At 37.3% G+C, this 13,090-nt stretch carries 12 protein-coding genes; 6 read left to right on the forward strand and 6 right to left on the reverse strand.

Going from position 1 to position 13,090, the window contains the following annotated elements:
* The first annotated feature begins 111 nt into the window (after positions 1-111).
* Positions 112-1,218, forward strand: coding sequence for a tRNA 2-thiouridine(34) synthase MnmA (mnmA, locus tag AC0L6O_RS12985; RefSeq protein ID WP_473302908.1), 1,107 nt, complete (start codon positions 112-114; stop codon positions 1,216-1,218).
* A 48-nt stretch (positions 1,219-1,266) separates the two neighbouring features.
* A complete protein-coding gene (locus AC0L6O_RS12990) occupies positions 1,267-2,895 on the forward strand; it encodes a S8 family peptidase (protein WP_473302909.1) in 1,629 nt (542 codons plus the stop codon).
* On the opposite strand, the gene AC0L6O_RS12995 is transcribed toward AC0L6O_RS12990, so the two are convergent.
* Positions 2,882-3,424 (reverse strand): NUDIX hydrolase, encoded by a 543-nt coding sequence (locus tag AC0L6O_RS12995; RefSeq protein ID WP_473302911.1) that lies wholly within the window; start codon positions 3,422-3,424, stop codon positions 2,882-2,884. The two genes, AC0L6O_RS12990 and AC0L6O_RS12995, sit on opposite strands and share 14 nt — an antisense overlap.
* 59 nt (positions 3,425-3,483) lie before the next feature.
* Here AC0L6O_RS12995 and AC0L6O_RS13000 point away from each other — a divergent pair, with 59 nt between their 5' ends.
* Complete coding sequence (locus tag AC0L6O_RS13000) at positions 3,484-4,329, forward strand: DUF2911 domain-containing protein (RefSeq protein ID WP_473302913.1); 846 nt, start codon at positions 3,484-3,486, stop codon at positions 4,327-4,329.
* A 108-nt stretch (positions 4,330-4,437) separates the two neighbouring features.
* On the opposite strand, the gene AC0L6O_RS13005 is transcribed toward AC0L6O_RS13000, so the two are convergent.
* The 4 genes from AC0L6O_RS13005 to AC0L6O_RS13020 form a co-directional block, all read right to left on the reverse strand.
* On the reverse strand, positions 4,438-5,469 hold the full coding sequence (locus tag AC0L6O_RS13005; protein WP_473302915.1) for a YncE family protein: 1,032 nt from the start codon (positions 5,467-5,469) through the stop codon (positions 4,438-4,440).
* A gap of 61 nt (positions 5,470-5,530) precedes the next feature.
* Positions 5,531-5,830 (reverse strand): hypothetical protein, encoded by a 300-nt coding sequence (locus tag AC0L6O_RS13010; protein ID WP_473302916.1) that lies wholly within the window; start codon positions 5,828-5,830, stop codon positions 5,531-5,533.
* A 35-nt stretch (positions 5,831-5,865) separates the two neighbouring features.
* Positions 5,866-7,269 carry a class II fumarate hydratase gene (gene fumC, locus AC0L6O_RS13015; protein ID WP_473302917.1) on the reverse strand — a complete coding sequence of 468 codons (1,404 nt, stop codon included), beginning with the start codon at positions 7,267-7,269 and terminating at the stop codon, positions 5,866-5,868.
* Between the two features lie 56 nt (positions 7,270-7,325).
* On the reverse strand, positions 7,326-7,904 hold the full coding sequence (locus AC0L6O_RS13020) for a pseudouridine synthase (protein ID WP_473302919.1): 579 nt from the start codon (positions 7,902-7,904) through the stop codon (positions 7,326-7,328).
* Positions 7,905-7,996: 92 nt separating this feature from the next.
* Here AC0L6O_RS13020 and truA point away from each other — a divergent pair, with 92 nt between their 5' ends.
* From truA to AC0L6O_RS13035, 3 genes are read left to right on the forward strand one after another with little or no spacing between them, the layout of a single operon-like run.
* Positions 7,997-8,746 carry a tRNA pseudouridine(38-40) synthase TruA gene (truA, locus tag AC0L6O_RS13025; RefSeq protein WP_473302920.1) on the forward strand — a complete coding sequence of 250 codons (750 nt, stop codon included), beginning with the start codon at positions 7,997-7,999 and terminating at the stop codon, positions 8,744-8,746.
* A complete protein-coding gene (locus AC0L6O_RS13030) occupies positions 8,743-9,204 on the forward strand; it encodes a GNAT family N-acetyltransferase (protein WP_473302922.1) in 462 nt (153 codons plus the stop codon). The genes truA and AC0L6O_RS13030 overlap by 4 nt, the downstream gene beginning before the upstream one ends.
* The gene (locus tag AC0L6O_RS13035) at positions 9,204-10,154 is read left to right on the forward strand and encodes an L-threonylcarbamoyladenylate synthase (protein WP_473302924.1); all 951 of its coding nucleotides are present in this window, start codon (positions 9,204-9,206) and stop codon (positions 10,152-10,154) included. Before AC0L6O_RS13030 ends, AC0L6O_RS13035 begins: the two co-directional genes overlap by 1 nt.
* 2 nt (positions 10,155-10,156) lie before the next feature.
* Here AC0L6O_RS13035 and AC0L6O_RS13040 read toward each other — a convergent pair whose 3' ends face one another.
* Positions 10,157-12,892: an OmpA family protein gene (locus AC0L6O_RS13040; RefSeq protein WP_473302926.1), complete on the reverse strand. Its 2,736-nt coding sequence runs from the start codon at positions 12,890-12,892 to the stop codon at positions 10,157-10,159.
* Between the last annotated feature and the right edge of the window lie 198 nt (positions 12,893-13,090).

Here is a 13,090-nt window from a genome sequence, read left to right on the forward strand (position 1 = left end):
TCTTACCTATTATATAGAACTAATTCTTACCCAATTAGCTTTCTTTTGTTTGTACCTTTGTCACAAATTATTTTTAAATATAAACGATGGGCATTCAACCCATTTAGTTAGATGAGCAAACACGGAAGAATTTTAGTAGCCATGAGTGGCGGTATTGACAGCTCTTTAGCTGCAGTAATGTTACACGAAGAAGGCTACGAGGTTATAGGCATGACCATGAAAACATGGGACTACGCCGCCTCAGGAGGAAGTAAAAAAGAAACAGGCTGCTGCAGTTTAGATTCTATAAATGACGCAAGAAATATTGCCGTCAATTTAGGTTTCCCACATTATATATTAGATATCAGAGAAGAGTTTGGCGACTATGTGATTGACCATTTTACTGGTGAATACTTAGAAGGAAGAACTCCAAACCCATGTGTGCTGTGTAATACGCATGTTAAATGGGATGCTTTGCTCAGAAGAGCAAACAACCTTGGCTGTGAACATTTGGCCACTGGCCATTATGCCAACATCAGACAAGAAAATGGCCGTCACGTTATTTCAAAAGGAAAAGACGTTTTAAAAGACCAAAGTTATGTACTCTGGGGAATTTCTCAAGAAAGCCTTTCTAGAACACAATTGCCTTTAGGTCAATTGACAAAAAAAGAAATAAGAGAAATGGCTGTGGAAAGAGGTTTCTACGATTTGGTAAACAAATCGGAGTCTTACGAAATATGCTTTGTACCTGATAATGATTACCGTGGTTTCCTAAAAAGAAGAGTAGACGGATTAGAAGAAAGAGTAAAAGGAGGAGATTTTGTCTTACAAAGTGGTGAAAAAGTAGGTAAGCATGAAGGTTATCCATTTTATACCGTTGGTCAAAGAAAAGGACTTGGAATAGCTTTAGGCTACCCCGTTTATGTAACAGAAATTAGAAAGGATACTAATGAGGTGATTTTGGGTGTAGAGAAACACCTCTTTAAAAATGCTATGCATGTAGGTAAACTAAACATGCAAAAATACCCTGACTTATTGGGTCAAGAAAAAGAGACATTCACTAAGATTAGATACAAAACACCTTCTGCTCCGGCAATAGCTTCCCAAATAGGGCCTGATAAAATGGAAGTTATCTTTAAAGAGCCAATAAGTGCCATAGCTCCAGGACAAGCTGCGGTGTTTTATGAAGGAGATGATGTGATAGGTGGTGGCTGGATTTTAAAAAGTTTTAACGCATAACTCTCTTTTTTACTGCCACTTGCGTATTTTTAATTCACAATTTGTAATATGAAGAAGATTTTATGCCTTTTACTGCTTTTGCAAAGCAGTCTACTTTTTGCTCAAAACAAATACTTAGTTGTTTTTAATGACAAAGCAAATAGTCCTTATAGTATTGAGCAGCCTCAAGAGTTTTTATCTCAAAAAGCTATAGATAGAAGACAAAAGCAAGGCATAAATATCACGGAACAAGATTTACCAGTAAATCCAGCTTACATTCAAGCTCTTAACGAAGCGGGCGTTCCCGTAAAGTTTACAAGTAAATGGCTTAATGCTGCTTTGATAGATATTCCGCAAAGCAAATTACAAGAAGTATTAGCACTATCATTTGTAAAAGGACTAGAAGGTCAATATCCAAACGGTTTAGAAAACCCTTCATTCAGACTAAAAAGTGAAAATTCAGGTAATAAGAGCTTGGGAACTACCATGATAGACCCTGGAAGTTCATTGAATCAATTAGCTATGTTAGGGGCTGATGCCATGCATGCACAAGGTTTTACAGGAAAGGGTGTATTAATTGGTTTGTTAGATTCTGGTTATTTAAATGCTGATGAATTAGACGTTTTTGAAGCACTTTTTGCCGAAAACAGAGTTATAGAAACATATAACTTTGTCAATACAAATGAGTCTGTTTACGATGCTCATTCACACGGAACTTCAGTGCTAAGCTGTATCGCTTCTAGTTTAGATGGGCAATTATTAGGAACTGCTCCTGATGCTTCCTTCTTACTTTATGTGACTGAGAATGTAAATTCTGAAACAAAATTGGAAGAAGCTAATTGGCTATTTGCAGCAGAAAGAGCTGATTCTGCAGGTGTTGACATTGTTGGTTCTTCATTAGGTTATGCAGACTTTCAGGGTACAGAGCAAGACTATTCTTACCAAGATTTAGATGGCAATACCGCACTCATAACTAGAGCGGCTGATTGGCTAACAGCAAAAGGTGTTGTGGTAGTAGTATCTGCCGGAAACGAGGGAAACAAAGCTTGGAAATATATAACCGCTCCAGCCGATGGCGATTCGGTAATAGCTGTGGGAGCTGTAAATTCTGAGCAAGAATACGTTAACTTTAGTTCAGTTGGGCCAAGTGCCGATGCTCAAATAAAGCCAGACGTCGCTGCAAAAGGAGGAGCCACCACAGTAGCCACACCAAGTAATTTTGTTGGTATGTCTAACGGAACATCGTTTGCCGCTCCGTTAATTACTGGTTTAGTAGCAGGGATTAAAGAAGCTTTTCCCGATTTAACGGCTATGCAAATAAGAGAAATCCTATTAGCTTCAGGAACACAAGCAAGTCAGCCAGATAATTTCTTGGGTTACGGAATTCCGAATTTTGAAAGAGCTCACTACTTAGCTTCCATAAAACAGATTTTGAATGGAAATGAGAAAGATATTATAGTTTTCCCAAATCCATCGGAAGCAACAAGTAAAGTGAAGGTTTTGGTAGCAAAAGAAGAGTACGGAACTGAGTTCAATGTAACATTGACGAATACACTTGGTGTAGAAGTTTATCAAGATTCATTTAGAAGTAAGCTTTTCGAATTAGCCATTACACCAAATGACCTTCCAGCAGGCTTATACATTCTTAAGGTTTATAATGAGAATTTCTCATCTACAGAGCGTATCATGATGGACTAAGTTCTAGCTTATTTTTCATTCTCAAGATACTTTCTTCTGATGTAAGATTTGGAACATCTTTCATAGCAATCCATTTCATACCAAGCGTTTCATGATTTTGAACTAATGGAGCTGTCTCGTCGACCTCAAACAAGTATCTGATGTCATAATGTTTATGCTCTGGAACTCCTTTCCTTTCAGGTATTACATGGATATCTACATCAAAAATGTCTGTGTTGCTAGTTAATGCTATCAAGCCTGTTTCTTCCTCCAGTTCTTTTTCAGCTACTCCATATGTATTCTCATCTCCATCACAATGCCCACCTGGCTGTAGCCACTTGTTAAGCTTTGCATGATGAATCAGCAATACTTTACTTCTTGATTTATTAACTACCCAACAGGAAGCAGTTACATGACCTATCAATAAAGACCTTTCAAAACAGTTTTCATGTTCTCTCACAAAAGGAAGCAACTTTTCTCTTATTGCTTCCTCCTTTTCATTATAAGCTGCATAATGGGTTAAATTGACTATCAGGTCGTTTCGATTCATCTAATAATGTTAGTTTTGATAAAATTTTACAACATCGCAATTTTCAAAAAAAACAATCAATGAAAAAGTCATTTTTGTCTTTCTTGCTTTTGGCTTCTCTTTCTTTTGCCACGCAAGCCCAAGTTACACCACAACCAAGTCCTGGAGCTAGTTTCTCTCAAACTTTAGGAATAACTAAAATAAGTGTTGACTATTCTAGACCTGGCGTTAAAGCTAGAACTATTTTTGGTGGCCTTCTTAAATATGGCGAGGTCTGGAGAACAGGTGCCAATGCAGCAACCAAAATCAAAGTATCTAATGATATCAAAGTAAATGGTCAAACACTTAAAGCTGGTGAATATGCCATCTTATCTTTTCCTGGTCAACAAGAATGGAAAGTAGTTTTCAATACCGTAACTACTACCAACCAAAACACCTACGATAAATCAAAAGATGCCCTTACTGTTACTGTAAAACCTTATAAGGTTGATTTTACAGAGACTTTCACCATTGACATTTCTGATGTACATGAAGACATGGCAAAACTTAATATTTACTGGGAACACACTGGTGTGAGTTTACGGTTAAGCGTTAATAATGAAGAAGCCATCATCTCTGAAGTTACTGCCAGAAATGATGAAGCTGCTGGGGCTTTTCAGCAAGCTGCTGAATACATGGTAAACAAAAACATGGATTTAGGAACAGCTTTGGAATACATTGATAAATCCATCATGCTTTCTGAAACTTTCCGTAACACCTGGATAAAGTCTGTTATTCAAAAACAAATGGGAAGAAACACCGATGCACTTAAAATGGCATTAAAAGCTCAAAACTTAGGTGCAAATGACCCAGTTTATCAGTTTTATAAAGAAGCCGTAGAAGAGGCTATTACAGAATTAAGAGCTAGTGTTCCTGCGAAAAATTAAATCGTATTAGCTCCAGAGGAGCGATAAGTAAATAGTAGAAAAACAGTTCAATTGGATTCATTAATTTGGCGTTATTTTGGCCTCTTTGCCAAAATCATGACAAATGTTCTAAAGAATTGCAATCCCATTCGGCTTCTGCCCTACTGCAATAGTTTTAAGGCTCTCTTTGTTAACAGCATCTATAAAAACCGCCGTGTTTTCTTTTTGGTTGACCAAGAGGGCCTTTTTTCCATTATCGTAAAACTTAAGCATGTGTGGGTCGGCCTCTGGAAATAGCATCTCACCTGTTTGCAGCCAAGTTCCCCCTTCTTTCTTGAATATCTCCAAGCTGTTATCTGTGGAATTACACACCCAAAGTTCTTTGGTCAATTCGTTATAGGTCAGAAAGCCGGGAGAGAAATCAAAGTCAATAAAATCTGTTACAGTGTATGTTAAAGTATTGACAAAATTGACAGAGTTCTTAGCTCCATTTGACACCAAAATAAGATTGTCATATCCTGGCCAAACGTTACCCGTTGATAAATCTACCTTTACAATTTTTGTCACAGATTTTTCTTCTATGTCCACAAACTGCACAAAAGTACTTTCACCGCTTCTTATTACAGCGTTTTTCCCATCCTCTGAAAATAATAACTCTGAAGGGTCCGCATCTAATTGCACTTCTGATTTCAAACTTGCCGTATTGGCGTCATATATATAAGCTTTGCCAGAATGGCTGAAGCCTGCCGTCCAAATCTCAGAGTCATCAGGCGAAAAAATAGCATTGTGATTAGCAAATGGAACTTCGATATCATGAAGTTTTTCTCCCGAATGAGCATTTAACACTACCAATCCACCAGCTATTTCTTTCCCATGTAAACCAAGATGACCTTGTGAAAAGTCGTAAGCAGGATTTGCTATAGCCAGCCTTTCTTTATCGGTCGAAATATAAACATGATGTGGAAACCTATTGGCGTCAGTAGTGACTTTATAGGTAGTTAGAACTTCTTGGTTTAGTAAGTCAATCACCTCAACCGTACCAGAGCCTCCAGAAACCACGAAGGCCACATCTGTTAGTTTCTCTACGGTCGGTTCTAAATCCTTCGATTTACAAGAAACCATAACAATGATGGAAAGAAAAAATACGGTAAGTCTATTCATAAAAAAAAGCGTTGCATAATAGCAACGCTTTTAAGTATGTCTGTAGTTTCTAAAAACTAAATTAATGTATCAATGTTAGTAAAAAGGCTGAAACAGATTTCAAAACAGAAATGAAAGACTCTACAATAAAACCTCCTACCTTTTCTGAAAAGCTTTCTGATGATTCTAAATGGATAACTTTTTCAAGTTCTTCATTTAAAGTAACCGTAGAAATGTCAAGTGAAGAATTCTCCACTTTCTCCACTGCTTTTTCAGCCGAAACAGCTTCTGTTCTCACATAGCTATTGTTTTCTACAGCTCCGAAACCAGAACCTAAAACGAAAACCGACGATAAAAATAGAGCGACAATTACTTTTCTCATTTCTCTTAGCCTTAATTATAATACGAAGATAGCCATTATTTTGGTAATTCTCCAACCATATCTTCAGGTCTCACCCATAGGTCAAACTCTTCGGCCGTTAAATAACCTAAATCTACAGCAGTTTCCTTCAAAGAAGCTCCTCTTTCATGAGCTGTTTGAGCTATTTCTGCTGCTTTATAGTAACCTATTTTAGTATTAAGAGCTGTTACCAACATTAGCGAGTTATTTAACTGACGCTTGATATTGTCATGAAGTGGCTCTAAACCTACCGCACAGTTATCATTAAATGAAACACATGCATCTCCAATTAACCTTGCGGAATGCAAGAAATTGAAAATCATCATTGGTTTGAAAACATTCAGTTCAAAATGTCCATTTGCTCCACCTACGTTAATAGCTACATCGTTTCCTAAAACTTGAGCCGCTACCATAGTTATGGCTTCACTCTGCGTAGGATTAACTTTACCCGGCATAATAGAAGACCCTGGCTCATTAGCAGGAATTGATAATTCCCCGATTCCAGAGCGTGGTCCTGAAGACAACATTCTAATATCGTTCCCTATCTTCATTAAACTTACAGCAACTGTTTTAAGAGCACCGTGAGCTTCCACTATAGCATCGTGAGCAGCTAAAGCTTCAAATTTATTTTCTGCCGTTATAAAAGGTAAACCTGTTAAAACAGCGATATGCTTGGCTACATTTTCAGAGTATCCGGCTGGTGTATTTATTCCAGTACCTACTGCTGTTCCTCCTAATGCTAATTCAGAAAGATGGTCAAATGTATTTCTAATAGCTTTTAAGCCATGATTTAGCTGAGAGACGTAACCAGAAAGCTCCTGTCCTACTGTCAAAGGCGTAGCGTCCATGAAGTGAGTTCTTCCTATTTTCACCACATTCATAAACTCTTTAGATTTTGCTTCTAAAGTATCTCTAAGTTTTTCAATTCCAGGAATGGTGCACTCTACAAGAATCTTATAGGCTGCAATGTGCATTGCCGTAGGAAAAGTATCGTTTGACGATTGCGATTTGTTTACATCATCGTTAGGGTGAAGTGCTTTGCTTTTGTCCGTTAGGCTACCTCCATTTAACACATGAGCTCTGTAAGCAATCACCTCGTTACAGTTCATGTTACTTTGTGTACCAGAACCTGTTTGCCAAACCACTAAAGGAAATTGGTCGTCCAAAGAACCGTCTAATATTTCTTGACAAACTTTACCAATCAAATCTGCCTTTGATTTATCCAAAACACCTGCATCAAGGTTAGTCAAAGCGGCTGCATGCTTTAGGTATGCAAAACCCTTGATAATCTCTTTTGGCATTTTATTGATATCTCTTGCGATATCAAAGTTTTGTATTGAACGCTGCGTTTGAGCTCCCCAATAAACATTGGCAGGAACCTGCACTTCTCCGATAGTATCTTTTTCTATTCTGTATTCCATGAGTGTTAGTAATTGAGCAACAAAAATACAAGAGGCTTAAGAGCCTTTCAAGATATTTAGCCAAAGATTTCCTTAATATCCTGATAGCGTAATTCCCGAATATCCCCAGACTTTAAATTATTCAATGAAAGCCTTCCTATTTGAATTCTAATCAAACGTAAAGTTGGAAATCCCACAGCAGCAGTCATTTTTCTTACCTGTCTGTTTTTACCTTCGGCAATAGACAAAGTAATCCAGCTGGTAGGAATACTCATTCTTACTCTAATAGGCGGGTTTCTTTCTTCGGGTATTTCACCTTCAAACGCTTTCGCCTTTGCAGGAGCTGTAAAATGAACTTTTCCTTTATGTTTTATCTCTACACCACGTTCTAGTTCCCAAAGTGCTTTACCATCTACAGCCCCATCTACTTGAGCCAGATAAGTTTTAAAGAGCTTAGCGTTTGGATTCAAAATTCTTTGATTCAAGGTCTTATCATTAGTCAAAATCAATAAGCCTTCACTATCATGGTCTAGTCTTCCTACTGGATAAACGTCATTCGGGAAGTCAAAATCTAAGTCCTTTAACGTTTTATGTCCACCTTCTGAGGTGAACTGAGATAGCATCCCGTAAGGCTTGTTAATTATATAATAGACCACTTTATTATCAAATATTTAATGTGACCGCAAGTTTTGAAATAAATTTAGGTTTTCAAGATGCCTAAAAGTTTATTTTTGCGTAAATATTCAGAATGCGGTACTTTTTAGAAATTTCATATTTAGGCACTCACTACCATGGTTGGCAAATTCAACCTCGAGAAATAAGCATACAAGAATGCATAGAAAAAGGACTAGCAAAAATTCTCCAAACAGAAATCAGGGTAAATGGAAGCAGCAGAACGGACACTGGCGTGCATGCGAGGCAGCAATACGCTCATATCGAAATTGAAGATTTGAAAATGTCCGAAAATGATTTGACATGGAAATTGAATAGTTTTTTACCAAAAGACATTTCGATTAGTAGAATAGTCAAAGTTTCCCCAGAAAAACATAGCCGATTTGATGCCACAGACAGAAAATACATTTATAGAATAAACCTTCAAAAAGACCCTTTCTGCACAGAAAACTCCCTCTATTTTAGAAAAGACTTAGACATTGACAAAATGAATGAAGTTTCTAAATTGCTATTAAACCATTCTAATTTTCAATGCTTCAGCAAAGTAAGAACAGAGGTCAATAATTTTATTTGTGATATTCAAAAAGCCGAATGGATTTTAAAAGGCCATCATTTAGAATTTCATATTAAAGCAAATCGGTTTTTAAGGGGAATGGTGAGAGCCGTGGTAGGTACTTTGCTGGATGTGGGACTTGGAAAAGTTTCTGAAAAAGATTTTCAAGACATTTTAAATTCTCAGGATAGAAGAAAAGCAGGAAGTGCAGCAAAGGCTCATGGACTCACCCTAGAAGAAGTGAATTACCCAGAAAACTATTTTGCCGAATGAAAATAAGAAAAGCATTACCAAGCGAAATGAAAATAGTGCGTACCCTTTTTAAAGACTACGCCAAAGAGCTTAATGTAGACTTATGCTTTCAAAGCTTTGACGAAGAATTAGAAAATCTTCCTGGTGTTTACGCAGAGCCTGAAGGGTGTCTTTTAGTTATAGAAGATGTAAAAAACAAGCTTCAAGGCATCGTAGGCTTAAAAAAGCTAGAAGATGGTGTTTGCGAAATGAAACGTTTGTACGTAGCTCCCGATGCTAGAAAAAATGGCAATGGCAAAAAATTAGCAATAGCTCTTTTGGAAGAAGCTAAAGCTAAGAATTATAAGATTATGAAGTTAGATACCATTGAAAGGCTAAAGCCAGCCATTAAGCTTTATAAGCAGTTGGGCTTTGTCAAAACCAAGGCATACAACTATAACCCCGATGCTACCGTACTTTATTTTCAAAAAGAACTCTAATGGCAGAAATAGGAAAAGATATAGTAAAGGCTAAAGCCCTACTGGAAGCCGGTGAATTGGTTGGTCTACCAACCGAAACTGTCTATGGCTTGGCAGCAAACGCCTTTAACCCGGAAGCAGTTGCCAAAATATTTGAAGCTAAAAATAGACCTTCTTTTGACCCTTTGATAGTTCATACTGATTCTATTGAAAAGGTGAAAACTTTTGTCAAATACATTCCGCTTGATTTAGAAGTTTTATTGAATCAATTTTCTCCTGGTCCTATAACTGTTTTGCTTCCTAAAGAAGCCATCATATCAGATTTGGTTACATCAGGCTTAGAGCGAGTAGCGGTAAGAATCCCGAATCATCCTCTCAGTCTAGCTTTGCTAAAATCACTTGACTTTCCTCTAGCGGCTCCTTCAGCAAATCCTTTTGGCTATATAAGTCCTACCAGTGCTCAGCATGTAGAAAACCAACTAGGCGAAAGAATACAATATATTTTAGATGGCGGCGAGTGCCAGGTGGGTTTAGAGTCTACCATCATTGGCTTTGAGAATGACAAATTAACTGTTTACAGAAAGGGTGGTTTGTCCATTGAAAGTATTCAAGAAGTAGTAGGGAGGGTTAATTTAAAAGAGCATTCAAGCTCAAACCCAGCTGCTCCAGGTATGCTAAAATCTCATTATGCTCCTAAGAAAAAAGTTATTTTCAAATCGGACTTTGTTGAGGATATTAATCTCAATAAGGTTGGATATCTAGGATTTTGCGAAACTATGCCAAGCATTCCGGAAAAGAATCAATTTATACTCTCGCCTAAAAAAGACCTTAATGAAGCTGCTCAAAACCTCTTTAAAGGTTTGCGTTTTTTAGACCAATTGGACATTGAAACGGTTTTAATTGAACTCGTTCCAGAAGAAGGATTAGGTACAGCCATTAATGATAGACTTAAAAGAGCTGCTGCCAAATAGATTTAGTTTTTTATCAACACCATTTCTACCCTTCTGTTCTTAGCTCTATTTTCTTCGGTATCATTCTCGGCTACTGCTTTCTCTTGTCCAAAACCGTTGCTACGAATTCTGTCTGGGTCAGCCCCTTTAAAAAACAAGTAATTAGCCACCGCTTTCGCTCTAAATTGTGACAGTCCAAGATTTAGTCGAGGGTCGCCTACATTATCCGTATAACCTATTATTTCAATAACGAAGTTTTCATTTTCTTTTAAGGTTCTTGCCAACTCATTTAACTCAGCAACCTCAGCATCCCTAATTTTAGAACTTCCTTGGTCAAAGAAAACATCCTCTAATAAATACCTTTTTCCTAAAGAAGCTGCCTTATTAAACTCAGCTTGCATTTCACTGGCACTTCTTGGCATAGCAGCCGCCACTTTCTCCTTAGGTGCTGCCACTGGGTTTTTAACCGGTTGCGGAACAGGCTTTTCCACCACAGGTTCTTTCACAACTGGCTTTTCTACAATTGCTACGGGTTCCTTCTCTATTTTCTCTTCAATCTTAACTGGCTCTGGTATTGGCTCCGGTTCAGGTTCTTCCACCACCGCAATTGGCTCAGATTCTACTTTTTCAGGCTCTGGACTTTTCTTAAGCGAAATTGTTTTCACAAAATTACTAGCCATTAAGTCAGCTACTTTAAAAGCATCAGCATAAGTCTCAAAACCATCGGCTAGCACTTGAATAGTATAATTATCCTCACCCGCTAATTCCGCTTCATAAAGCCCTGTTTTTGCTACAAACTTCTCTGTTGCTCTTTCACCTCCCTTAGCATTTATCCTAAGTTGAATTTTTCTTAAGGCTGTATTATCGTCAATCCCAACAACTTTAAAGCTTACCAAATACGCATCTTTGCTTAAAGGAACTACAATACTATTTCCCTTAATCATTTGGGATGTTACTGGGCCCGTAAATGAGGTAAATCCTTTTAAGCGAACCTCCATAGTATAATTTCTATCGGCCCCGTAAGACACCTCTACCCTATCAGAGCCGTCAAACAACACAGGGTCAATCTCTTTCTTATCTAAAAAGTACTTTATGCTGGCCTTTAATTTTTCTTTGGTCAAACCATCAATCACCTCAACATTATAAGTCGCATTCCCTATTGGTGTTAAGTAAAGTTCCTGAGCATTACTAGAAATTATTTTTGGAATAGCGTCTGATTGATAACCTTCTGCTGTAACCGAATAATTAACGTTAATCTTTTCTTCCATTCGGGTCAAAAAGACGCCATCCTTTTTGGTATCATAAACAAATAGCTCTTCTCCAAAACCATTTATGATTTTCAAATTGGCATTAGTCACAGGTTTATTGGTAAACTGTTCCATCAATTTGAACGAATGAGTAACTTCTGGTGTCCAATAGAGCTCTAGGGTAAAACGTTTATTATCTTCTTTTAAAGATTTGGTCACTGGTTGGTAACCCTTCCCTCCTGATTCTATGAAATAGCTTTTCTCTGGGTCAGTTATAAAGTGATAGGCTCCATTCTCATTTTGCTTAACTCCTGGCATTTCTTCTCCCCCCGGGCCAAATACCCTAAAATCTGCATTGACTACACGTTCTTTAGAATAATGGTCTATCACGTTTATGAAAAACTGTTTATCAGCCTCTACCAAACTAAACACAGGCTCTACACTACTACCATATAAACTGGCTACACCTACCGTACCCGAACTAGGCACGTAACCATCACTTTGAATTTCAACTTTATAATCTCCCGTCTCTTCTGGTCTTATTTTCTCTCCTTCCTTATAAGCATATGTGTTTGACTTGCCACTAGGTGAAATCAGTTTTATAGATGCTGGAATCGGTCGTTTAGTACGACTGTCGGTAATTTTAAACTCAATAAAAGCATAAGGTCTCATCACAGCTTTCAAGTCTTCTCTCTGAGAACCTTCCAGCGTTTTGCTATACTCTCTATAATCTTTAGACGTTCCTGTTATCTTATAATTGATACCATTTTTAAAAGTAAATAAGACCACACCATTAGGAGCTGGTTGATTGTAAACTAATTTCCCTGAAGAAGTTTCTGCAATAGTTACAGCCGCATTAACAGGTTTCCCAGACTGCTCATCTGTAAACCTAATGGCTACTTCGTTACCTGGTTTTTCGAGGTAAACCACCATTTCTACTAGGTTGCTTGGGTTTCCTATTTGAACCTCAAAATCAGTTTTACTTTCAGAATAACCCGGAGATTTGGTAATTATCTGATAAGAACCAGACTGCTGCACCACTAACTCATATGTAAGTGAACTCCTAGTGGTGTTTCCTCTACCAACCATTCTGCCCTCAAAAAATATTTCATACGAGGCTGGCTCATCTCTATCTGTCTCCTTTGATTTAGCTACTATTTTTAAAGTAGCAGTAGGTCTTTTTTCAATCCCAATTTTAATTTCTTCACCATCATTTATATCTGCCGCAAAAACCTTTTTCTCCTCTACATAATATAAATCATTGATAGCTTTTAGCTGTACCTCATCATCTCCAACAATATCAATAAACTGAAGCCCGTCCTCTGTTTTGATGACATAGGAATTATTAGTCTTTCCAGAAATAGCTCGCCACTCCACTTTAATTTTCTCACCACTAAAGGAATCAGCGGCTTCCAGGTAAATTCTTTTTTGAGCACTAGCTCCAAACGCAAAAAGCAGTAGCAGGCTTAAGCAGGATAAAGTCTTATATAAAGTATTTTTATTTAAAATCATTTTTAGAATAGCACAATGGTATTTTTAAAACATATATCTCAAATCTAAATTGACATACGTTTTACATCTATCAGGAATACAGCAATTTTCATAAAAATTTGTCATTTTACCACTAATTGGAAAGGTTTTCTTTGATCTAAAACGATATAAAAACTAAATATTATAAGTTTGAAAAAGCTTTAGACATCTCAACCGAGA

The organism is Arcticibacterium sp. GJ41-1 (assembly GCF_055808875.1).

Coding starts and splice junctions, on each gene's coding strand:
- fumC (WP_473302917.1), bottom strand. CDS start 7,269: ATGGAATACAGAATAGAAAAAGATACTATCGGAGAAGTGCAGGTTCCT.
- AC0L6O_RS12995 (WP_473302911.1), bottom strand. CDS start 3,424: ATGAATCGAAACGACCTGATAGTCAATTTAACCCATTATGCAGCTTAT.
- AC0L6O_RS13010 (WP_473302916.1), bottom strand. CDS start 5,830: ATGAGAAAAGTAATTGTCGCTCTATTTTTATCGTCGGTTTTCGTTTTA.
- AC0L6O_RS13030 (WP_473302922.1), top strand. CDS start 8,743: ATGAAAATAAGAAAAGCATTACCAAGCGAAATGAAAATAGTGCGTACC.
- mnmA (WP_473302908.1), top strand. CDS start 112: ATGAGCAAACACGGAAGAATTTTAGTAGCCATGAGTGGCGGTATTGAC.
- AC0L6O_RS13005 (WP_473302915.1), bottom strand. CDS start 5,469: ATGAATAGACTTACCGTATTTTTTCTTTCCATCATTGTTATGGTTTCT.
- AC0L6O_RS13040 (WP_473302926.1), bottom strand. CDS start 12,892: ATGATTTTAAATAAAAATACTTTATATAAGACTTTATCCTGCTTAAGC.
- AC0L6O_RS12990 (WP_473302909.1), top strand. CDS start 1,267: ATGAAGAAGATTTTATGCCTTTTACTGCTTTTGCAAAGCAGTCTACTT.
- AC0L6O_RS13035 (WP_473302924.1), top strand. CDS start 9,204: ATGGCAGAAATAGGAAAAGATATAGTAAAGGCTAAAGCCCTACTGGAA.
- AC0L6O_RS13000 (WP_473302913.1), top strand. CDS start 3,484: ATGAAAAAGTCATTTTTGTCTTTCTTGCTTTTGGCTTCTCTTTCTTTT.
- truA (WP_473302920.1), top strand. CDS start 7,997: ATGCGGTACTTTTTAGAAATTTCATATTTAGGCACTCACTACCATGGT.